Origin of the sequence: Natrialba magadii ATCC 43099 (genome assembly GCF_000025625.1) — an archaeon.
Taxonomy (GTDB): Archaea; Halobacteriota; Halobacteria; order Halobacteriales; family Natrialbaceae; genus Natrialba; species Natrialba magadii.
In genome coordinates, this window is the sequence record NC_013923.1 from 355,386 (window position 1) to 378,348 (window position 22,963).

A 22,963-nucleotide genomic window follows, 5' to 3' on the forward strand; every position below is an offset into this window, starting at 1 on the left:
GACATCAGCGGCAACCGCGACGAACACTAAACCGACACGATACTTCAGACGGACACTGAAATGAAAGTGCCACCAAGAATATGGAAAGAGTGAATGACCACTTTCAGAACATGTTTTCGATAGATCTCGGTCCCACTATAGTAACAACTGCAACTAGTTACACACTGATCGCACAACAGTCGTGCGATCAGGTGTGCATCGACTTGCAGTGGCTACTATACAAGCAGACAGAATGGAAGGGTGCACCGAAACGAGACTACTGTGACAGTCGACGGACTGTCTCCGCGAACACCGTCGCGCCAGCGACAGCGTCCTCCCACTCCGTGAACTCGTCCTCGTTGTGGGTTCGACCGTCGACGCTCGGGACGAAAAGCATTCCCGCATCCGTGACGTCTGTCAGGTAATTCGCGTCGTGGCCGGCACCGCCAACCATCGATCGGTACGAGACACCCGTCTCCTCGACAGCCTCGCGCGCAGCAGTCCGGACGGACTCCGCGAACTCCGTATGCTTGATCCGCCAGATTTCCTCGAGTTCGTACTCGGTTCCCTCACGCTTACAGGCCGCCTCGAGTTCGGACTCCACGTGCCCGACGAGTTCTGCAACTATATCGTCGTCGTAGCTGCGGACGTCCGCAGTGAACGTCACCTCCGACGGAATAACGTTGATCGAGCCGGGTTCGACCGTCAGCTCACCGACAGTGGTTACGACATCGTCGTACCGGTTCGAGAGCCGACGGACTCCCTGTACCACATCGGTCGCCGCGACCAGCGCATCGCGTCTCGAGTGCATCGGCGACGGTCCGGCGTGATCAGCCGTCCCCTCGATGGTCGCCTCGAGCCAGGACATGCCGTAGATTCCATCGACAACCGCGACGGACTGGTCGTGGTTCTCGAGGACCGGTCCCTGTTCGACGTGGAGTTCGAGATAGCTGTGAATCGATTCGCGCGGACCGCACTCGACGTCGCCGCGATAGCCGGCCGACTCGAGTGCCTCCTCGACGGTCGTCCCATCCGAGTCGGTCCGAGCGAGCGTCTCGTCGACGCTGAACTCGCCGACGAACGTTCCACTCCCCATCAGTGCCGGCTTGAATCGCGAGCCCTCCTCGTTGGTCCAGTTGACGATTTCGATGGGTCGGCGGTGGTCGATATCCTGCTCGTCGAACGCGCGGAGCGTCTCGAGGGCACTCAGAACGCCGAGTTGGCCGTCGAACCGGCCGCCGTACGGCTGGGAGTCGAGGTGGGAGCCGACCAGCACCGGCGCGGCGTTGGGGTCGGTACCCTCCCGGCGACCGAAAATATTCCCGACTTCGTCGATGCGAACGTCGAGTCCGAGCGACTCGAGATCGTCGACGAACTGATCGCGAACGCGAATATCGGCGTCCGTAAGTGTGAGTCTGTGAAGTCCGTCGTTGTCGGTGCGACCGATATCGGAGTACGTTTCGAACGTGTTTCGAAACCGATCTGGGTCTATCATCGCCATTGGTTGCCAGGGGGTTGTCAGTCCAGAGTCGAATAGCTATGGGTTGTACTAGCCTGAAGCCAATACGTCAGAGTAGTCCTGACGTTCGTACAGCATTTGCGTACGATTCTCCCGAGAGAGCGCCTCCACGAGCCGGTCACTGTCAGACCCAGCACTCGATCAAGCGTACGACAACCCCATTATATCATATCTGCATCTATTACTGAGTATTGGAAGAATACTGTCGATCACCATCTGCATGCGCATTCACGGCACAGCTATCTCGAACTCCACGTCGAACAGCGGGCATCGCTACCAGCTGTAGCTCGGCAACCGTGGGTGAAAGGAAGTGTTCGAAACGGGCGACGCACGAAGAGGAATGTGCGAGCGACGAACAGACGGGCGACGAGCTTAGTTCGTACTCGAGTCGATCGCGTCGCAGATGATGTTGGTGCCGACCTCTGCCTGCTGCTCGGTGAGCACGAGCGGCGGGATGAGTCGGAGCACGTTGCCGTGGCGGCCGGCGCTCCAGACGAGGACGCCGTTCTCGTAACAGCGCGTCTGGATTGCCTCGACGAGGTCGTCAGCCGGTGCACCGTCTTCGTCGACGAACTCGACGCCAACGAACAGTCCCTTGCCGCGGACGTCTGCAATCTCGGGCGTCGTTTCCGCGAGTTCGGCGAATCGGCCGCGGATGTACTCGCCGAGTTCGGTTGCGTGGGAGAGCAGGTCGTGTGACTCGATGTAGTCGATTGCGCGAATACCGCCGATCATCGCGGGTGCGTTGCCACGGAAGGTCCCGACGTGGCCGCCGGGGCCCCAGGTGTCGAACTTCTCGTGGTAGAGCACCCCGCCAATTGGGAGGCCGGAGCCACCGAGCGCCTTCGCCATCGTGATTGCGTCCGGGGTCACGTCGTAGTGGTCCGATGCGAACCACTCGCCGGTGCGGCCGAAGCCGGTCTGAATCTCGTCGATGACGAGCAGCGCGTCGTTGTCGTCCGCGATGTCGCGCAGTCCCTGCAGGAAGCCCTGTGGCGGGACGTTGATGCCGCCTTCGCCCTGAATCGGCTCGGCCCAGATTCCCGCCGGCGACTCGTGTCCGCCGTACGGATCCTCGAACTTGCGCTGGACGGCATCGAGCGCGCGCTCGACGCTAATTCCATCCTCAGTTCCCTCCGGGTCCGGGTACGGGACGTGGACGGCATCCGCGAGCAGCGGGCTGTACCCCTTCTTGTACTTCTTGCCAGCGGTGAGGCTGAGCGCGCCGGCCGTCGTGCCGTGGTACGCGCCTTCGAACGCTAGCACACCCTGTCGGCCGGTGTTGTGCTTTGCGAGCTTGATCGATCCCTCGATCGCGTCGCTCCCGCTCGGGCCGCCAAAGACGACGTTACTCGAGCCCTGGAGCCCACCAGGTGCGATCTCACGGAGTTTGTCGATCAGATCGATTCGCGCTTCCGTCGGGAAGTCGATCGTGTGTGCGACGTCGTCTAGCTGCGACTTGACGGCATCGAGCACGTACGGGTTCGAGTGACCAACGTTCAGAACGCCGATCCCCGCGAAGAAGTCGAGGAACGTGTTCCCGTCGGCGTCTCGAATCGTCGCACCCTTTGCTTCGTCGAGCGCAATCGGAACGCGTCGCGGATACGCGACAGCGTTGCTGTCGACGTTTCGCTGCCGTTCGAGTAGCTCGTTCGATTTCGGCCCCGGTACCTCGTCAACGTCGGGTTCTTGACTAAAGTGAAGGTCGTCAATCGCTGGTCCTACGGTCATATCCGAGTATTTGCCCCGGCCTACATATAATTGACTCACATCTCGTGTGCCGATTGTTAGTGGACTTTCGGCTAGGATACAGATTGTATGCTGAACAAAATTCACTATCTTCGCGATCCGCTCCCCGTCTCAACCAGTCAAAGCGGCTTCTCCATCGAGCACATATCGTACGGCCGATCCGCAACCTCTCGGGTCTCCGTCCGTTCGTAGCCGCGGTTACGATACCACTCGAGTAGGAACGGATGGCCAGTGTACGTCGAAAGTTGAACGCGGTCGTATCCCTTCTCCTGAGCGATGGACTCGAGTTGGTCCATGAGTTGCGCACCGATCCCCTGACCCTGCCAGTCGGGGTCGACTGCGAGTCGTTCGGCGTAGGGAACGTCCCGTTCTTCGAGGAGGCGAGCAGTGCCGATCGGGGTGTCGGCTTCGGTTTCGGCGAGGATAGTCGTCGCGTCGCGTTCGAGCCACGACGACACAGTGTCTGCTTCGATATCGACCATGTTCGAGGGAAAGCCCTCGTCGGCAGCGGTCTGGTAGGCGCGACGATACAGCGTGGCCAACGCCGGGGCATCAGCCTGTTCGACCCGGCGGACCGAGAGCGAGGAGGACTCGAGCAAATCCGTCATCTGTTGCTGTGTTGGTGTCGCCGTACGCGGGCAAAAACGTCGCGACTTGTCGAGAGAAGGTTGATCGTGGGGAGTGGGAGATGGAGAGGCGAAGAACGGACAAGAACGACAGCGTTGCAAGACCGATAGAATAGGCTAACCAGTTAGCCTAACTAACCAGAATGGCCAACAGACCGGGTGCAAAAGAATACAGCGAGTCCACGCCGATGACAGTCGAGGCCAACAGGATGGGGAACCCAAACAATCAGCACGGTAACGCACGAACACCAACGTAGATGGCAGACAACAACTCTTCGAGCACCGAGGCGGACTCGAGTACACTCATGCAAAACCGGCTGGACCGCGCACAGGAGGCACTCGAACGCGAGGGTGCAGACGCACTGATTCTGTTTCCGAGTTCGAATATGGGATATCTCAGCGGCTTCCAGGAGGAGCCGATGGAGCGCCACCTGTTCCTGTTCGTCACTCGTGAGGAGACGCTGTTTCTCGCACCCGAGATGTACGACGAACAGCTCGCAGCTGAGTCGGTCATCTCGACGATTCGGACCTGGAGCGACGGTGACGATCCAACAGCGTTGCTCGCAGAAATTGGTGGTGAACTCGAGATTGCGTCCGGACGACTCCTCGTCGACGATACGATGTGGGCGCTGTTCACGCAAGATTTACGCGAGACGTTCCCAGACGCGACGTTCGGGCTCGCGAGTGAGGTCGTCGACGAGCTTCGGCTGCGAAAGGACGACGCTGAACTCGAACACCTCCGAGAGGCTGCAGCCATCTCGGATCGCGTCAGCGAAGCGATTCGCGGTCTCGGCGAGGAGGCAATCGGGATGACCGAAGCAGAACTCGCGGACGCAATCGAACAGCGACTGACAGCGGCCGGTGGCGAGGGCACCTCGTTCGAAACCGTCGTTGGATCCGGGCCAAACGGGGCGCGACCGCACCACCGCCACACTGACCGACAGATCGAACGCGGTGATCCCGTGGTGCTCGACTTCGGAACGCGCGTCGAGGGCTATCCCGGCGACCAGACCCGAACGATCGTGTTCGACGGAGAACCGCCTGCAGACTTCGAGAACGTCCACGAAGCAGTGCTCACTGCACAGCAGGCTGCGCTTGACGCGGTCGAACCGGGTGTCGAAGCGCAGGCGATCGACCGCGCGGCACGGGAGGTACTCGAGAACCGAGGCTACGGCGAGCAGTTCGTCCACCGAACCGGTCACGGTGTCGGCCGCGACGTCCACGAACCGCCGTACATCACCGAGGGGAACGACCGAGTACTCGAGCCGGGAATGGTGTTCAGTATCGAGCCAGGAGTGTACCTCGACGGCGAGTTCGGCGTCAGGATCGAGGATCTTGTTGTCGTCACCGAAGACGGCTGCGAGCGGCTGAATCGGTCGCCACGAGAGTGGTGACCTAACGGCTCCAGTAGCGATTGAACGTCGCTCCACACCCGATCGGACGGCAACTGAACGACTGGTGTGTGAATCAGTCAGTAGTAATGGTCCGTGGTAGGCCTGCCAAGGGGTTTAGTTCGTTGCCACCCAATCCGTGGCAATGAGTGAGCAGGAAGATTCCTCCGGTCCCTCCTTTCGGTCATCACGGGACGAGACCGAGGCACTGCAGCGCTCGTTGGCGCTTCTGAACAACGTCGCCGAGGGAATTTTCCAACTCGACACCGAGGGCCGGTTCATCGCAATAAACGACTCCATTACCGACATAACGGGCTACACTCGAGACGACCTTCGTGGTGAACACGTTTCAGTGCTCCTCGAGGAGGCGGACGTGACGCGTCTCGAACGCGAAATTCGAACGCAGCACGATGCTAGTGGTGGTCCGAACACTGGTAACGTCCCAGACACACCGTTCAACCTCACAATCGAGACAGCAAGCGGGAATCCTGTCCGCTGTGAACTCCGAATCAACCTCCCTGCCGATGATGGGACGACAGGAGGAATCGTTGGCGTCGTTCGGACGGTCGAAGCACACGATCAGACGAACGATCCGCTGCCGTCGGTCTGGGAAACCCACGAAGCGATTTCGTCCGTTATCGACGAAGCTGATGTCGGTGTGTTCGTTCTCGACGAAGCGTTTGATGTCGTGTGGATAAACGAAACGATCGAGGAATACTTTGGTGTCGATCGAACCGAGATTGTCGGCCGAGACAAAGCAACGCTCATTCAGGAGACAATCCGCGATCGATTCGCCGACTCCGAGACGTTCGTCGAAACGGCCCTCGCGACGTACGAGGACAATACCTACGTCGAACAGTTCGAGTGCCAGATCCTCGCTGCTGACAATCGCGAAGAACGCTGGCTCGAACATCGAAGCAGGCCAATCGAGTCCGGCCACTACGCGGGTGGGAGAGTCGAACTCTACTACGATATTAGCGACCGGAAAACGGCCGAACGGGTCAGTCAGGAACGGAAAGAGCGGCTGCGACAAGAACACAATTTGACTGAACAGATTCTGGAGACAGTTCCCGTTGGAATCGCCGTCGTGAACCGCGATGGGTCTGTCGCTCGCGCAAACGAACGGATGACAGATCTACTCGAGTTCCCACCGAACAGCAAATCGTACACCACAGACCAACAGGAGATGTACGACGAGAACGGTGAGTTTCTTCCGGTAGAAGAACGGCCGGTGCCCCGCGTGTTCGAAACAGGAGAGCCAGTGATCGATCAGGAAATCCGTCTCACGAAGCCGGACGGGCAGCGTCAGTGGCTCTCAGTAAATGCGAGACCGATCGCCGACGAACAGGGCGACCCCAAACGAGTTCTGGAGACGGCGACGGATATTACCGATCTGAAAGAGCTATCAAAGCGACGGAAGCGAGCACTGGACGAACGAGAGAAAGAACTCGCTGCCATGCAACTTGCGACGGATTTGCTCGAATCCAGAGCGGAACCAGTAGACCAATTCATCGACGAGTTCGTGACCATCCTCCCGCAATTCTTCAAGCATCCGGAACAAACGGACGCGCGAGTGTCTATCGACGACGTCGTGGCGACAACGGGGACGGGGGGCGACGAACAGATCGCAGACCGGATCACAGCCCATACATCGACGATCAACGGGACGCCGATTGCGATCAGCGTTGTCCACCAGGAGGCCGAGACCACAGAGAAGTCTATCACCCGGACAGAGGGTTTTCTTCAGGAAGAACAGGAGTTGATCGAGACGCTCGCACTGCTTTTGAAGCTTCACCTGGACCGACAGGAGTACATCGACGGCCTCCAGCGGTCGAACAAGCGCCTCGAACAGTTCGCCTACGCTGCTTCACACGACCTCCAGGAACCACTTCGGATGGTCTCTAGCTACTTACAACTCATCGAGCAGCGGTACGCTGACAAACTCGACGCCGACGGCGAAGAGTTCCTCGAGTATGCCGTCGACGGCGCCGAACGAATGCGAGCGATGATCGACGGGTTGCTACAGTACTCTCGAGTTGAGTCGCGGGGAGAACCCTTCGAAGCGGTCGATCTCGACGACGTATTGGCAGACGTACTGAATGATCTTCGGCTCTCGATCGACGAACACGATGCTAACATCACGTCAGACCTGCTACCGACTGTCAAAGGTGACGCCAGTCAACTCCGGCAGGTGTTCCAGAATCTCATCGACAACGCCCTCGAATACAGCGGAGACGACCCCCCTCGTGTCCACGTCACTGCCGAACGCACTGGTGATCGATGGCAGGTGACTGTGAGTGATGAGGGAATCGGTATCGACCCCGAAGACGCTGACCGTGTGTTCGAGGTGTTCCAGCGACTTCATACACGAGATGAGCACGCCGGGACCGGGATCGGCCTCGCACTCTGCCGTCGTATCATCGAACGCCATGGCGGCGAGATTCAGGTCGAATCGGAGCCCGGTGAAGGGACGGCGTTTTCGTTTACCCTTCCGGTTCTCGAGGACGAGGAGTGTGACGGGTGAACCACTTCTGGGTGCGTTCCGATGTCTGGACATGCTGATATTCTGGTATTCTAGTATCCTGGTATCCTGCTGTGGCGACTATGTCCCCTGCAAGTGAACAGAGGTGCCAGCAGTCACCACCCACAACCCCTCTGCCAGCACTCATACGGCCTTCACTCACAACTCCCTACCACCAGCCGACAACCGCCAGCCACCAGCCGCCAACCGCCAACCGACAGCCACCAGCCACCAGCCGCCAACCGCCAACCAACAGCCACCAGCCACCAGCCGCCAACCGCCAACCAACAGCCACCAGCCACCAGCCGCCAACCGCCAGCGACAACCACCACGACCCCGACGACCACCCACCACGACCCCGACGACCACCCACCACGACCCCAACGTCCACCCACTACGACCCCGACGACCACCCACTCGCCGCTCGCTCCCGAAGCAGCTCGCGGAACTGCGCCGTCGTCTGCTCGAGTAACTCACCGGAGGACCACTCGAGTATCACGCCGTAGCGCCGGATGAGGTCGAGCGTGTCGATTTCGCCCTCACGGTATCGCCTGGCGACCGCTTCAGGATCTTCATCCAGCCACTCCGTCCGGTTTTCACGGATGAACGCGCGCTGGTCGGCCGTCGCCTCGTGGTCGATTTCGTACGCGCAGACCTCCGGGTCAATTTCGTCGATGACGACGCCATAGTCGCGCTTGGCGCGCTCGACGGAGACGTAGTCATCCTTGACGTCTTCGAGAACCGCCTCGGGGTCGCGCTCGAGTGGATCGCCGAATCCGCCGCCGCCCGACGATGGCCGGACGAACTCGTCTCCTTCGTCGATCGGGACGTTCGAGAACACGGTTCCCATCTGGCGCTCTTCGCCATCCTGGGTAAGTGTGACGCCGTGAGGAATGCCCGGGAGGCCGCCGTTGATGCCCCAGGTGATCGACCGAGCACGGTCCGAACAGTAGGACATAACGCTGTTGTCGCAGGCGAGCATGCGCCCGCCCTTGCGGACGCCACACCCGCCGCGGTACTCGCCCGGCCCTGCAGAGTCGGTGACGATCGAGTGCTGGCTGGTCACGAGCGGCGTGTCTCGCTCCTGCCCCTCGAGCGACTGGACGGCGAGTCCAGCGCCGAACACCGGTGCGGTGGCGTTCGAACCATCCTTGCCGTCGCGACCGCCCCAGCCGCCCGCCATCCAGTCGTACCAGGCAAACTCCTGGTCTTCGTGGCCCGGACGTTGGTCCTGCCCGCCAGCGAGCAGGTACTCGAGATTGAACGACGCAGCCATGGCGCGCTCGGGAAGCACCTCTGACCAGAGTTCGAAGATTGCGTTCATCACCTTCTCGTAGGCACCAGCGACAGAGCCGGTGACCGGCACCGGTTCGGGTGCGTCGACGACAGTGCCTTCTGGCAGGTCGGCGCTGACGACACGGTACAGGCCCGAGTTGAGCGGGACGTCTGGAAAGAACATCTTCGTCCCGGAGACGACCGCCGAGAAGGAGGTCCCGAACGTCGAATTCAAGAAATTGCCGACGTACTCGTCCGAGTCCGAAAGGTCGTAGTGGACCTCGTCACCGTCGATTGTCATCTCCACGTCGATCGTGACGAATCCTTCCTCCTTGTTCGGATCTGCGTCGATGTAGTCCTGTGTATGCCAGGTGCCATCCGGAAGCTCTCGGATCTGCTCGCGCATGATCCGTTCGACGTACGACTTGGACTCATCGAACGCCGTCATGACCGTGTCGATGCCGTACTTATCGACGAGTTCAAGCAGTCGCTCCTCGGCGATGCGCGTCGCTTCTGTCTGGGCTCGCAAGTCCCCCATTCGGTCCTCCGAGAGACGCATGTTCGTGGTCAGAAGGTTTGCAACATCCTCGCGGAACTCGCCAGCATCCCAGATCTTCAACGGCGGAATCCGCAGTCCCTCCGCGTAGTGGTCGTTCGCCTCAATGTTGAACGATCCCGGTGCCGGACCACCGACGTCCGCCCAGTGACCGTTCGACTGCGTAACGGCGATCATCTCGCCCTCGTGAAACACCGGTCGCATAATCCGAACGTCGTTGATATGCGTCCCGCCAAGGTACGGATCGTTGACGATGTAGACGTCACCCGGATTGATGTCGCCCTCGAAGTACTCGAGGGTCTCCTTGCAGGTGTAGTGGAGCGTGCCGACGTGGACGGCGATATCCTTCGATCCCTGCATCACCGTGTTTCCCTCGGCGTCGTTCAGGCAGTTGCTGAAGTCACGGTTGTAGATCACGAACGAGTAGCATGTCCGTCGGATCTGTTGTGCCATCCGATCGACGAGGTTCGTGAAGGAACTGCGAAGCACCTCGAACGTGACCGGATCGAGATCGATGTCGGCCTGTGGTTGTACGTCTGTGTGTGAACTTGCGTCTAGGTCTGGGTCTGGGCCTGGATCTGGATCTGGATCTGAACCTGAGTCTGTCATAACAGTTACACCGTGAGAATGATATTCCCCGTTTGCTCGACTTCGGCCGTCACGTTCGGTGGGACGACCACGGTCGAATCCATCTGTTCGATAATCGCCGGTCCCTCGAGCGTTGCGCCGGCCCCGAGTTCGGCCCGGTCGTAGACAGCCGTCTCGACGAACTCGCCTTCCGAGTCGAAGTACGCTTCGCGCGTCGTCCGTCGAGCGGCGTCGGCGTTCCCGTCCTCAATTTCGGGGAAGGCTGGTTTCTCGACAACACCGCGACCAGTGACGTGAAGCCCGTAGATCTCGACGGGCTGATCTGTATCGGAGTAAGCATAGGTCTGTTCGTGCTGGCTGTGGAACTGGGACCTGATCTCTGCCATACTCTCGATCGGACGTGAGCAACTGACCTCAAGTGAGCGCCACTGGCCAGTGTAGCGCATCTTGATTTCGTGATCGAGTTGAATGTCGGTCTCGTCGACACCCTCCTCGTCCAGTCGTTCGTGGATTTCATCTTCCATCTCCGCGAACGCCGACTCGATGTCGTCGACAACATCGTTTGAGGTGTCAGCGATGAACGTCTGTGAGAGGTCGTGTTCAACGTCGACCAACAGACAGCCGAGTGCCGAGTTGATCCCCGGATACGGTGGGATGATCACGTTAGGGATATTCATCTCACGCGCGACGTGGGCTGCGTGCAGTGGACCTGCACCGCCAAACGCGACAAGCGCGAAGTCACGAGGATCGTAGCCCTTGCTCGTCGAAACGAGACGGACGGCGTTGCACATATTGGCGACAGCGATCTGCTCGATTGCCGAGGCCGCCTCAGTGAGTTCGAGGTCGAGTGGCTCGGCGATATCGCGCTGAATGACCTCACGAGCGGGTTCGGCAGTCGCGTCCATGTCACCACCGAGGAACTGATCCGGGTCGACCCAGCCGAGAACGACGTTCGCGTCCGTCGTCGTCGGCTTGTCGCCGCCGCGAAGATAGCAGGCTGGTCCCGGGTCCGCCCCCTGGCTCTTCGGACCAACACGGAGTGAGCCGCCGTCATCGATCCAGGCAATGGACCCCCCGCCAGCCCCGATCGTCTCGATATCCGTCGAGGGGAACATGATCGGATAGCCGTACTCAACAGCCCACTCGTCGGTCGTCTCTACCTCCCCCTCGTGCGTGACCGAGACATCCGCACTCGTCCCACCCATGTCGAACCCGATCGCGTTCTCGAAGCCACACTGCTGGGCGATGTACCGGCCAGCGATTGCGCCTGCCGTCGGCCCCGAGTTTGCGATACGAGCCGCGTAGTAGGCAATCGCCTCGGTCGTCATCACCCCACCACCGGAGTGCATCGCGAGCACGTCGCCGTCGTAGCCCCGGTCTGCGAGTTGATCTGCAAGATCGGTCAGATAGTCACGAACGACCGGCACCAGCGCCGCGTTGATGACCGTCGTACTCGTCCGCTCGTGTTCGAACATCTCCGGAAGGATCTCGTGGGAACTACAGACGAACGCCTCGGGATACTCTTCCGCGACGATTTCCTCGACTCGTTTCTCGTGTTCACCGTTGACGTACGCGTTAATCAACGAAATTGCGATCGTATCGATTCCGCGTTTCTCGAAGATTCGAACGACATCGCGGACGGCATCCTCGTCAAGCGGTTCGACGACGTTTCCTGCATAATCGATTCGCTCGGGGACCTCGAGTCGATCCCGCCGCTGAACGTATGGATCCGCAACATCCTGATACGCGTCCCAGAGGTCTTCTTTCGTCGCATCACGGATTTCGTGAACGTCTCGGAACCCGTCTGTCGTAATTAGTCCAATTCGCGGCAACTCGCGTTCGATCAACGCGTTCGTCCCGACCGTCGATCCGTGCGAGAAGAACTCGAGGTCAGCGATCTCAGTATCTGCCTTGGTCAACCCGTTTATTACCCCTTCTGCCGGGTTGTCCGGCGTTGAGGGCGTCTTCTCGATCTCGATCTCACCGGTTTTCTCATCGAAGACGATCACGTCAGTGAACGTTCCGCCAATGTCTACACCAGCACGCCTCATACTATCATACCACACGGAGGATCATGGTCAGGGCACATAATCGTTCCTCCAGAATTGGATCGGGTCCGACAAGTCACTGGCCAATAGGTGGCTGTTTCCGAAACAGAGAATCTATTGAACAATAGACATTAAACCGGCAGCAGCAGGGCAGTCGAGAGTTACCACTCAACTAGTGCACGACGACCGTGACTCCAGACGAGTATTACCAAGAATGTCCCGACGCCCGTCAATGCGAACAGACCACCAACGTAGAAGACTGATGCCATACTCACCTCGTACATGAGCCAGCCCCCGAGCAAAGGTGCAATAACGCTTCCAGGACGCCACACAAGTTCTCGAATACCGAAACTCGAGGCGACACCACCATCATCGGTTCCCTCATCCGCGAACAGAGCCATACTCGCCGGTTCGCGGAAACTATCTGCAATACCAAGTAGTCCAGACAGCGCAACGAGTGGCAAAAATGCCGGGGAAACTTCACCGAACATCGATACCTGTGTCGGGATTACCTCAAGGGGAATCCAGGCCGGCAACACGATACCAGCCAAGGCTGACGGAACAACGAGAACAATCTCGGTTGGGAGCGCAAGTGCCGCACCGATTGTCGGTGCGAACGGAACGAGCAGTGCAACGAAACCGTAAGCTGCACCACCAGCAAAGACGAACATCGCACGCCCGTAACTATCGGACAGTCGGCCCGTAAACGGTTGACAACACATGTTCGTAAACTTTTCTGCGACAACAGTGAGGGCAACTGCAAGCCCACCATATGCTAATCCTCCTTCTGCAGCTGCAACCCCGGCAAAGATCGGAATCCAGGTTCGAACGAGCGTCACCGAAAATGCGTACTGAAACCGGAAACTCGAGAGTGTCAGCAGTCGTCGATTCAGCGCTAGATCGCTGAAGGGGAATCCGTGAATCCGAGTCTCGTCCGGTTTGAGATATCGAAATACTCCAAGCCAAGCAACAAACATCAAGCAAACAATCACTGCGAAGATCGGTCCGAACCCAAACAGCTCAAATAGCGAACCCGCGCTAATACTGCCAATAATGGATGCTGCATAACTCGCAGCGTTTGCCTTCCCGATATGATTTGCTCGTGTGCTGCCAGCAGCAATTTCGCCAACAAGAGACAGCGTCATCAGTCCAGCACCGGTGACAGCCACCCCTTGCAATGCACGCACTGCGATCAGAGAGGCACTGGAATCGACCAGGGGGAACAACGCATAAACGCCAATACCAATAGCGAGTACAGCGAGCAGTACTGTTCGTTTGTCGAATCGGTCACCAGCCCAGGCGAGTGGAACGATTGCGACAGTCTGTGCCAGTGTGAATCCAGACGTGTAAAACCCGACGATGAGACCAGCGCTGATTGTCATCCCGAGAATTGTCGTTCCGGTTGGGTCGAGCGTGTTGATGTACGACGGGAGCAACGTAACAAGCGTAATGAATCCAAATCCCTCAGCAAACCGCGTTGCATAGAGTGACCAGAATTGGAGACGGTCCTCGTTCACATGCGCTATCTCTAGTGGGTATGAAAGTCAGTTTCGAATCGAAAGTCACTGAGAAGCATCTATAAGATGGAAGCAGTTATCAGAGATGATTATACGGGAGCAGTTGCTCTCGAACGTAAAATGTAGTATGAATGGAGCGGCGAATCGGGTCTCCCAGAGGATCTCTCACTCCAGTACTCGCCGATACGCAGGTGGGCTTATCTTCCGTGTTCGGAATGGGTACGGGAGGAACCCCACCGCTTTGGCCGCTTCAAATCCGAGTGGTGGAATCGAACCACCGTGAACGACCACGTGCTCGGAAGTTGTGTATGTAGTATGAGTAGGGGCGGCGAATCGGCTCTCCCAGAGGGTCTCCCACTCCAGTACTCACCAATACGCAGGCAGGCTTATCTTCCGTGTTCGGGATGGGTACGGGAGGAACCCCGCCGCGATGGCCGCCTTAACGCTGATCCACGGAATCGAACCGTGACTATCTGACACCAGTCTCAGTGGTCTCTTCAGACCGTGTTGTACGTGTAGTCCAGTTTGCGTCCGGACCCGTTCTCGCGTCACGGATCCAATGCGATATGTATGAATGTGTGGCTTGGCCGATTAGTGCTCGCGGGCTCAACGCCTCGTTGCCTTGGCGCGTACACCCCGAGTCTATCGATCTCGTCTTCTACGAGTGGCCTCGGTGGCTCCTCTTTTCCAGGTGGGTTTCGAGCTTAGATGCGTTCAGCTCTTACCCCGTGGTGCGTGGCTGCCCGGCACGTGCTCTTTCGAACAGCCGGTACACCAGTGGCACCCATTCGTAGTTCCTCTCGTACTATACGAACGTTCCCGTCAGGAACCATAACACCCCCAATAGATAGCAGCCGACCTGTCTCACGACGGTCTAAACCCAGCTCACGACCTCCTTTAATAGGCGAACAACCTCACCCTTGCCCGCTTCTGCACGGGCAGGATGGAGGGAACCGACATCGAGGTAGCAAGCCACCCGGTCGATATGTGCTCTTGCGGGTGACGACTCTGTTATCCCTAAGGTAGCTTTTTTGTCAGCAATTGGCCGCATCAAGCAGCCTAATTGGTTCGCTAGACCACGCTTTCGCGTCAGCGTCCGTCGTTGTGCCGGACACTGTCAGACTTCCGTATGCTCTTGCGCTCTTTCCCGCGTCTCCGACGCGGGTGAGGAAATCTTGGGGCGCGCCCGATATCTTTTCAGGCGCGTACCGCCCCAGTCAAACTGCCCGGCTACCAGTGTCCTCCGCCAGGAGTGAGAGTCGCAGTCACCATCGGGTAGTATTTTCAATGCTGGCTCGGTGGCCCGCTAGCGCGGGTACCTGTGTAATGCCTCCTACCTATGCTGCACAATGGCGACCACGTCTCAGTGACAGCCTGCAGTAAAGCTCTATAGGGTCTTCGCTTCCCCTTGGGGGTCTCCAGACTCCGCACTGGAACGTACAGTTCACCGGGCCCAACGTTGGGACAGTGGCGCTCTCGTTGATCCATTCATGCAAGCCGCTACTGAAGCGGCAAGGTACTACGCTACCTTAAGAGGGTCATAGTTACCCCCGCCGTTAACGGGTCCTTCGTCCCCTTGTAAGGGGTGTTCAGATACCCGCACTGGGCAGGATTCAGTGACCGTACGAGTCCTTGCGGATTTGCGGTCACCTATGTTGTTACTAGACAGTCGGAGCGCCCGAGTCACTGCGACCTGCCTCTTTCCGAGGCAGGCATCCCTTATTGCGAACGTACGGGACTAACTTGCCGAATTCCCTAACGTCGGTTGCTCCCGACAGACCTTGGCTTTCGCCGCCATGAGTACCTGTGTCGGATCTCGGTACGGACAGTATGCTCGTCTTTTCACGGGCTCTGGGTTGACCCAGCTTACGTTATCCAGCCATTCGATCGCTTCGTGCCATTACGGCTTCCACGCTCTTCGACTGTTCAACTGGGCGAAGGCCCAGCCTGGGTGGCCCCAAAGCGTCAACTTTTATTGCATACCGGCATAGGAATATTAACCTATTTCCCTGTTGTCAGCTTCGACTTACGGGCTGACTTAGGACCGGCTAACCCTCAGCTGATCAGCATTGCTGAGGAACCCTTACTCGTTCGGCCGTCGGGGGTCTAACCCGACTAACGCTGCTACTATGACCAGGATTTTCGTTACTGAACGGTCCACACGAATTCTCATCCGTGCTTCCACCCGAACAGAACGCCAACCTACGCGATTACCCTGTCAGGGGTACGGCTCGGTCTCGGTGGTGGATTTGAGCCCCGATCATTTTGGGCGCCTCAAACCTCGGCCGGTAAGCTGTTACGCTTTTCTTAGAGGGTAGCTGCTTCTAAGCTCACCTCCCGGCTGTCTAGGGCTTGAGACCACCTTCGATCGCACTTAATCCACACTTTGGGACCTTAACCCAGCTCTGGGTTGTCTCCCTTACGGTACACAGGCTTACCCCGTGCACCGGACTCCCTGCGTCGAACGACGTTCATAGGTTCGGAGTTGGACAGGGGGGCGCACTCCTCTCGGAGTGCGGTCCCCCAATCCGTCGCTCTACCCCATGAACTATCTCGGCAGAGGTGATGCTTCGACATCTTTCGGTTGGAACCAGCTGTTTCTGGATTCGATGGGCCTTTCACCCCTAGACGTAGGTCACGTGAGGGTATTGTAGGACACCAACACTAACAGGCCTCCACGTGCCTTTCGGCACGCTTCACCTTGCCCACGTCTAGATCATCCAGTTTCGGGTCGTGCCCGATTGACTCCCCGCGCTTGAACACGGCGGCCCTCGTCGTAAGACTGCGGCCATGTCGGTTTCCCTACGCCTTCCTCGATTCTCGAGTTAGACTCGTCAATCAGGCACACTCCCTGGTTCGTTTTTCAAAACGTACGACAGAACATCGGCTTCCGTCGATTCCTACTAGAGACTCGCGTCTCGGTCGTTACTCGACGGACCTTGTATGCTCTGTCGCTCTATCGCCAACTGATTTCACGCCCTATTGCACCTCCCTTTGTGGGGTGCTTTTCAGCGTTCGTTCACACTACTTGTTCGCTATCGGTCTTGAGGAGTGTTTAGTCTTCCCAGTCGATGCCTGGGATATTCACGAGGGATATCCAACCCCCGATACTCTGGAGCTGACTCGTCTCTTACTCGTCGACAGTACGGGACTGTCACCCTGTCTCGTGCTCTGTTCCAAGAGACTTCGTGTCGAGTTTCGGAGAGTGATCGTCAGTCCGAACACCACATTGCCCGAAGGCTTCGGTTTGGACTGTATCGCGTTCCTTCGCCAGTACTAACGACATCACGTTACGTTTTCTTTTCCTGCCGATACTGAGATGTTTCAGTTCTCGGCGTTCCCCATTGCGCGAAGCAATTGCGGTGGGGATTCCCATTCGGAAATCCTCAGTTCTTTCCCTCCGTGCGGGTCCCTGAGGCTTATCGCAGCTTGGCACGTCCGTCTTCAGCTCTCAAGCCGAGCGATCCACCAGCTGGCACAGTAGCCACGTTCATCGGATCGGCGCTACATAGAATGTAGCATATCGTGACCCGGGAACGGGTCCAGTGGACGCCTGGACTACACGTACACACGGTCTCATCTGCACGCCGGTAGACGGCCGGCCTGCATTGACCCTTCCCACTCACGCTTACGCGGAGTGGTGCATCGGTTCGTGCGCCGCGATCTCGAAGAGACCGTGACGCGATATGGACCCACTGGGATTTGAACCCAGGGCATCCTCCTTGCAAAGGAGGCACTCTCCCACTGAGCTATGGGCCCACTCATCGGATCCAAACGGACTCGATGAGAGAAATGTGAGCTTCGACAGTTCAAAGGTGCCCGTTCGGTTCGGCGGGTGGGTGGTGTAACCGAACGTGGACTGAAAGGTGGGCTGGGGCGTCGCCCCAGTCCCGATCTGTGGAGGTGATCCAGCCGCAGATTCCCCTACGGCTACCTTGTTACGACTTAAGCCCCCTTGCGGAGCCCAGATTCGACCCGGAAACCGGGCCTCATCCGGACCCCACTCGGGTGCTTTGACGGGCGGTGTGTGCAAGGAGCAGGGACGTATTCACCGCGCCCTTCTGAGGCGCGATTACTACCGAATCCAGCTTCATGAGGGCGAGTTTCAGCCCTCAATCCGAACTACGACCACGTTTCGGAGATTAGCGTCGCCTTTCGGCGTTGCATCCCACTGTCGTGGCCATTGTAGCCCGCGTGTCGCCCAGCACATTCGGGGCATACTGACCTACCGTTGCCCGTTCCTTCCTCCAGTTTGGCACTGGCAGTCCTCCTAATGTACCCAACCACCACAAGGGTGTTGCTGGCAATTAGGAGTGCGGGTCTCGCTCGTTGCCTGACTTAACAGGACGCCTCACGGTACGAGCTGACGGCGGCCATGCACCTCCTCTCAATGGCTCAGGTAAGCTCATCACACTGACCGTCACTGCACATTGTCGATGCTGGTGAGATGTCCGGCGTTGAGTCCAATTAAACCGCAGGCTCCTCCGGTTGTAGTGCTCCCCCGCCAATTCCTTTAAGTTTCATCCTTGCGGACGTACTTCCCAGGCGGTCTGCTTCACGGCTTCCCTACGGCACAACACAGGCTCGTAGCCTGTGTCACACCTAGCAGACATCGTTTACAGCTCGGACTACCCGGGTATCTAATCCGGTTCGTGACCCGAGCTTTCGTCCCTCACCGTCGGATCCGTCTTCCAGAGGCGCTTTCGCCACCGGTGGTCCGTCCAGGATTACGGGATTTCACTCCTACCCCAGACGTACCCCTCTGGTCTTCCGGTCCCAAGCCACACAGTTTCCACCGGACGCCTCTCCGTTAAGCGAAGAGATTTCCCGATAGACTTGCGCGGCCAGCTACGGACGCTTTAGGCCCAATAACAGCGGTCATCACTCGTGCTGCCGGTATTACCGCGGCGGCTGGCACCGGTCTTGCCCAGCACTTATTCCGCGACCACCTTACGGTCGCAAAAAGCGAGGACTATATGCCCTCGCACTTGGAGTCCCCTTATCGCACTGGCGTGCAGTGTAAAGGTTTCGCGCCTGCTGCGCCCCGTAGGGCCCGGTATCTTGTCTCAGATACCGTCTCCGGGCTCTTGCTCTCACAACCCGTACCGATTACTGGCACGGTGGGCCGTTACCCCACCGTCTACCTAATCGGCCGCAGCCACATCCTATGGCGCCGGAGCATTTCAGACTCTCTCCACTCCAGGATGAGAGTCGTATTCCAGATTAGCCTCAGTTTCCCGAGGTTGTCTGGATCCATAGGGTAGTTTGGCCACGTGTTACTGAGCTATCTGCTACGAGTCTAAACTCGTACAACTAGCATGGCTAAATCGGACTCCAATAGCAATGACCTCCGGCAGGATCAACCGGAATGGTCTCCCCAGCGCAAGGCTGGGGGGTTGGCGGTGAATGCTAATGTCTCGTGCACTCACACATGGGTCCACGTTCGGTGACCAACCACGATCGTGAACCGATCGGGCGTCACCGAACTGTCGAAGCTCACATCAGATCCCATCTGTACGGCGGACCGCAGGGGTAGGATCCTCATCTTCCGTCTATTACTTTGTAGTTCCCGACCACTACTTAAGGCCTGCGAACTGAAGCGTCAAAGACAGGGAGTGCCACGCGTGGCAAAATAGGACAGTGTTCAACAAAAGAGATGATCGCAACCCGTGGTTGGGACAATAAGACGAATGGAAGGCAACATGAAACGAGTAGTAACCTCTGCTACAGGAGGGGATTCTCTCTTCGAGAAGAAAAGAGCCATGACCAAAATATCTATCTAGTTGATACGCGCTCGCGTATGAAGAAGATCACGTATGAAGAAGACTGCTAAAACGGTCTTAGTCAGACAGTGTTCAACTTCTATCGATACATGGAAATCGGCAATCTGCACGGGAGAAAGAAAGATACAATTGTTGACCGAATCGCCTCAAAGTGGTAATCAACAAGGAACAGCCAGAAAGGACTAGAGAAAACAGACAGTCAGTATAGATAGTGTGGTTGGAGCGACCACTAAGAGAATGTAACCAGTTGGAAGAGACGTAGCAGTGCGAACGTGAATGGCAGGTAATCGATAAAAGGAGTGACAGTAACGCTACAGAAAGGCGGAGTGGGAAAGGCGACAGTTGCAATAAATCTCGCAGAGTGACTCGCAGCAGCAGGAAACAGCGTACTTCTGGTCGATGTCGATCCCCAAGAAGCGCAACCGATGGCGTTGGCTGCAACGATGCGTATATGGCGGAAAATATCTGAAGCACGTACTCGACGAGGAGGATTCAACGACACCAGTAGACTTGATCAGAACTGTCTCTTGGCTGAACTCGTTCGACCTCCTTCCGTCGAATAGGAAGCTCCAACGCGTTAGTCACGAACCCTACGAAGCCGACAACGGCGAGGCAGCCTTCTACCGATATATCGTCGCACCACTCGAGTCGACCTACGATTGGGTGGTCTTCGATGGGCCGCCAACAATCGGGCCGATATCGAACGCTGCGATGATTTCGACGTGGCAAGGGGTTGTTCCGATGCAGTTGTCGAAACCAAGCGCTGATGCGCTGGTCCGGACGGTTACGTGTCAGTTGTGCACCTTGAATGGACGCCTCTCTGGATCCGACCCGATCGAGGTTCTCTCGATTGTACCAAATCGGGTGAAAGGAGATAACGAGGAGAAATACGTGTTAAACGCACTCGAGGACAGTCAGTTCGAGTCGTACTTGCCATCGTTTGCGAGAGCGGCGGTCTACGAGTCATCGGGGCCTGGGCTAGAAATTCGTGAGCGGGTTGCCTTTCGGCGGTCGTATTGTGAGGGAGTTCCGCTTGCGGTGTACGATTCGTCTGTAGATATGGCCGAACGGTTGACGGCGTTGGCGAGTTCGATCGAGAAAGAGGCACAGGAATTGATTTGAGAGGGGCCAGTGGACCAGAAGCCGACTTTATGGCCAGATTGCCGAGTTGATTGCCAGATTGCCGAGTCGATTGCCAGATTGCCGAGTCGATTGCCAAATTTGTGGTGGTGTTGGGAAACAGGTAGGCAGAGAAAGAGTGGCAAAGTGGAGCGTCAAAGAGCAACAGGGAAAAAGCGACTGTAAGTACGAAACGGACAACAGGCGAGAGCGCTAAGTACGCCGATGAACTGAAACGAGTAATGGAGGAGGGGAACAACCAGCGGAAAGTTGCAGCAGTATGCGATGGCTGCGGGACGGCCTATGCAGCAATAGAACGAGAAGGCGGTACAATACAGCCGATTGGGCATCCGAATGGCTGCTGTGATGGGGCAGGGATGACAGTTTTATCGGACAGAGAGATTGACAGGGAAATTGCAGGAGAGCCCGAGTCAAAAAGCCGTGAACGTGGGCCGTAACTCGAGAGCAGAACCCACACTCACTGAATCGAAAGCGGAGTTGTGGATCAAGAACGCGAGACTGCGCTAGTCCAACAATCTGGGAACATCCACGAGGCCTATAGTCCTGCACTGATGAACACGAGTGGAGAAAAGAACATGTGTGCTGCTCGTGGTTCACACCCCACTGCTAGAAAAGTATTCGCGGTCGGGTTCTCCACGAACGCCACTACAGGCAAGATTACAGCCAGATCAATGTCTCTGTCCACGGTATCAGTACCTGCACATCCATCGAGGGTGCAATAGACACCTCAGGAGTACGCCCGACAGCGGTTACAGTGAGTTGCTCAGCCACCATTCGAAGGTCTCAGAGAGGCCAGAAGCTGCAGAGCCATCAGAGACAGATGACCTCACAGACATGACAAAAAAGCACATATCGTGGGATCGGCTCTGTTTGATCCCATCAACAAGCGACCGAGAGACGGAAGCGTTCGAGATGGACCACGAATCACCGTGGTCGTGATCCTCGTCTTCCTGACGGTTCTCTACTGAGTTCGCCATAGAGCGCCATCGCTCGGCGTACTCACGCTTGCACCAGTCGTCGCAGCACTGGCGTGGCTCCTCGGGACGATGACACTTCTCGACATCCCGTTCAACACCGAGACGGTCGTGATGACGAGCCTCGCGATCGGCCTCGGTGTCGACTACAGCATTCACGTCAGCGAACGATTCGTCAACGAACGCGCGGCTGGAACACCGCTCTCCGAAGCGGTTACGACGACGATTACCGGGACCGGCGGTGCCCTCCTGGGAAGTGCGGCGACGACAGCGGCCGGGTTCGGCGTCCTCGCACTGTCACTCGCGCCGCCGCTTCGCCGGTTCGGACTCGTCACTGGCCTCAGCATTATCTTCGCGCTGATCGCGTGTCTGACGGTCTTGCCATGTTTGCTCGTATTCCGAGAACGGCTTCTCGAGAGACTCAAACGCAGAGACCGTGAGGAGCAACAACTGTGAAAAGTGAGAGGCTGTGCGTGAGAGTGACCAAAACGGCAGTCACAGGAGAAAGAGAGTGTACTCGAGTCCCAGCCTCAAAGTGGGCAACGACTGGAATCGATGACAGCGACCGGAACACGAACACACCGGGTTTCCGGTGAATACCGGGCTCTAAGAAGGGGAACTGCGTTTATTCACCTGTTCGGGGTTCACCTGTTCGAGAGCGCTCACTTTTGGGTTGTACCTCTCGGGTCGGTACGTTGAGTGTGACCTCGTTGGTGCCGGGCGCGACGCTGGAGAGTGACGGACACGATACTGCAGATAGTCTGTCTGATCCATCACTGTATTGACCCGTCTTCTCCGGGAGACGAGCATCATGAGTCGGTTCTGCAGACGTTGGTACCCGAAAGACAGACACACCGGGTTTCCGGTGAAAGAACCATCGAGTTGCCGTTGGGGTGTTGAGATGATCGAAGATCGCGGAGAAGAAGGGACGACTGGCGATAGTGGAAAGGAGGGGCGGTAAGTGGAAAAGAGAGGCAGTGAGTGGAAAGAAGGAGCGGTGATAGCAGAAAGGGTGGTGATGATAGAAACAGAGATAGCAGAAGGGGGAGGTGATAGGATAAACATCGAGGACACTCCGGGCATCCAAGCCACCCAGACACCCTGAACACTTCGGACACACACACCGGATTTCCGGTGAAATAGACTGAGGCTCTCCTGGTCTCTCTTGTATTCTCCTGTTTCTCTCAAAGATTGATAGGGGAGGATAGATAGATATATAATATAGGTGGGAGTAAAGTCCATTGATTCGGTCGCAAACATCTATTGCGACATCGTCGCATAAAGCTGTCTTGTTCCA

At 57.6% G+C, this 22,963-nt stretch carries 10 protein-coding genes, 1 tRNA gene, 4 rRNA genes and 2 pseudogenes; 6 read left to right on the plus strand and 11 right to left on the minus strand.

The genetic code is table 11. The annotated features are described in order from the left end of the window. Positions 1–256: 256 nt before the first annotated feature. The 3 genes from NMAG_RS19030 to NMAG_RS19040 form a co-directional block, all read right to left on the minus strand. Positions 257–1,480 carry a Zn-dependent hydrolase gene (locus NMAG_RS19030; RefSeq protein WP_004214491.1) on the minus strand — a complete coding sequence of 408 codons (1,224 nt, stop codon included), beginning with the start codon at positions 1,478–1,480 and terminating at the stop codon, positions 257–259. Between the two features lie 390 nt (positions 1,481–1,870). Then, positions 1,871–3,229 carry an aspartate aminotransferase family protein gene (locus tag NMAG_RS19035; RefSeq protein ID WP_004214492.1) on the minus strand — a complete coding sequence of 453 codons (1,359 nt, stop codon included), beginning with the start codon at positions 3,227–3,229 and terminating at the stop codon, positions 1,871–1,873. A gap of 137 nt (positions 3,230–3,366) precedes the next feature. Next, positions 3,367–3,855 carry a GNAT family N-acetyltransferase gene (locus tag NMAG_RS19040; RefSeq protein WP_004214493.1) on the minus strand — a complete coding sequence of 163 codons (489 nt, stop codon included), beginning with the start codon at positions 3,853–3,855 and terminating at the stop codon, positions 3,367–3,369. Between the two features lie 275 nt (positions 3,856–4,130). On the opposite strand from NMAG_RS19040, the gene NMAG_RS19045 reads away from it, so the two are divergent. Together NMAG_RS19045 and NMAG_RS19050 are read left to right on the plus strand one after the other, a co-directional pair. Then, a complete protein-coding gene (locus NMAG_RS19045) occupies positions 4,131–5,267 on the plus strand; it encodes a M24 family metallopeptidase (protein ID WP_004214495.1) in 1,137 nt (378 codons plus the stop codon). A 142-nt stretch (positions 5,268–5,409) separates the two neighbouring features. After that, complete coding sequence (locus NMAG_RS19050) at positions 5,410–7,788, plus strand: PAS domain-containing sensor histidine kinase (RefSeq protein WP_004214497.1); 2,379 nt, start codon at positions 5,410–5,412, stop codon at positions 7,786–7,788. Between the two features lie 391 nt (positions 7,789–8,179). On the opposite strand, the gene NMAG_RS19055 is transcribed toward NMAG_RS19050, so the two are convergent. The 8 genes from NMAG_RS19055 to NMAG_RS19090 all read right to left on the minus strand — a co-directional run bounded on the left by NMAG_RS19055 (position 8,180) and on the right by NMAG_RS19090 (position 19,139). Then, entirely contained in the window at positions 8,180–10,225 is a 2,046-nt protein-coding gene (locus tag NMAG_RS19055; RefSeq protein ID WP_004214499.1) for a hydantoinase B/oxoprolinase family protein, read from the minus strand. A 5-nt stretch (positions 10,226–10,230) separates the two neighbouring features. After that, positions 10,231–12,255, minus strand: coding sequence for a hydantoinase/oxoprolinase family protein (locus NMAG_RS19060; RefSeq protein ID WP_004214500.1), 2,025 nt, complete (start codon positions 12,253–12,255; stop codon positions 10,231–10,233). Between the two features lie 158 nt (positions 12,256–12,413). Beyond that, the gene (locus NMAG_RS19065) at positions 12,414–13,769 is read right to left on the minus strand and encodes an MFS transporter (protein WP_012996939.1); all 1,356 of its coding nucleotides are present in this window, start codon (positions 13,767–13,769) and stop codon (positions 12,414–12,416) included. 131 nt (positions 13,770–13,900) lie between these two features. Further along, positions 13,901–14,022 (minus strand): 5S ribosomal RNA (gene rrf / locus NMAG_RS19070). A gap of 67 nt (positions 14,023–14,089) precedes the next feature. Beyond that, positions 14,090–14,211 (minus strand): 5S ribosomal RNA (gene rrf / locus NMAG_RS19075). Between the two features lie 131 nt (positions 14,212–14,342). Continuing rightward, a 23S ribosomal RNA gene (locus tag NMAG_RS19080) occupies positions 14,343–17,262 on the minus strand. Between the two features lie 194 nt (positions 17,263–17,456). Continuing rightward, positions 17,457–17,528, minus strand: a tRNA-Ala gene (locus NMAG_RS19085). Positions 17,529–17,667: 139 nt separating this feature from the next. Further along, positions 17,668–19,139, minus strand: a 16S ribosomal RNA gene (locus NMAG_RS19090). The 16S, 23S and 5S rRNA genes sit together here with 1 tRNA gene alongside, the layout of an rRNA operon. 812 nt (positions 19,140–19,951) lie before the next feature. On the opposite strand from NMAG_RS19090, the pseudogene NMAG_RS22680 reads away from it, so the two are divergent. From NMAG_RS22680 to NMAG_RS22265, 4 genes and pseudogenes are all read left to right on the plus strand, one after another. Next, positions 19,952–20,260, plus strand: a pseudogene (locus NMAG_RS22680) (ParA family protein); the annotation flags it as partial. A 183-nt stretch (positions 20,261–20,443) separates the two neighbouring features. Then, positions 20,444–20,674 (plus strand): hypothetical protein, encoded by a 231-nt coding sequence (locus NMAG_RS22685; RefSeq protein ID WP_269465109.1) that lies wholly within the window; start codon positions 20,444–20,446, stop codon positions 20,672–20,674. Between the two features lie 941 nt (positions 20,675–21,615). Further along, positions 21,616–22,122, plus strand: a pseudogene (locus NMAG_RS19100) (MMPL family transporter); the annotation flags it as partial. A gap of 505 nt (positions 22,123–22,627) precedes the next feature. Further along, on the plus strand, positions 22,628–22,771 hold the full coding sequence (locus NMAG_RS22265; RefSeq protein WP_160165651.1) for a hypothetical protein: 144 nt from the start codon (positions 22,628–22,630) through the stop codon (positions 22,769–22,771). Positions 22,772–22,963: the final 192 nt, after the last annotated feature.

Excerpts from the sequence above, each read along its gene's own strand:
- NMAG_RS19030 (WP_004214491.1), bottom strand. The coding sequence starts at position 1,480 with ATGGCGATGATAGACCCAGATCGGTTTCGAAACACGTTCGAAACGTAC.
- NMAG_RS19035 (WP_004214492.1), bottom strand. The coding sequence starts at position 3,229 with ATGACCGTAGGACCAGCGATTGACGACCTTCACTTTAGTCAAGAACCC.
- NMAG_RS19040 (WP_004214493.1), bottom strand. The coding sequence starts at position 3,855 with ATGACGGATTTGCTCGAGTCCTCCTCGCTCTCGGTCCGCCGGGTCGAA.
- NMAG_RS19045 (WP_004214495.1), top strand. The coding sequence starts at position 4,131 with ATGGCAGACAACAACTCTTCGAGCACCGAGGCGGACTCGAGTACACTC.
- NMAG_RS19050 (WP_004214497.1), top strand. The coding sequence starts at position 5,410 with ATGAGTGAGCAGGAAGATTCCTCCGGTCCCTCCTTTCGGTCATCACGG.
- NMAG_RS19055 (WP_004214499.1), bottom strand. The coding sequence starts at position 10,225 with ATGACAGACTCAGGTTCAGATCCAGATCCAGATCCAGGCCCAGACCCA.
- NMAG_RS19060 (WP_004214500.1), bottom strand. The coding sequence starts at position 12,255 with ATGAGGCGTGCTGGTGTAGACATTGGCGGAACGTTCACTGACGTGATC.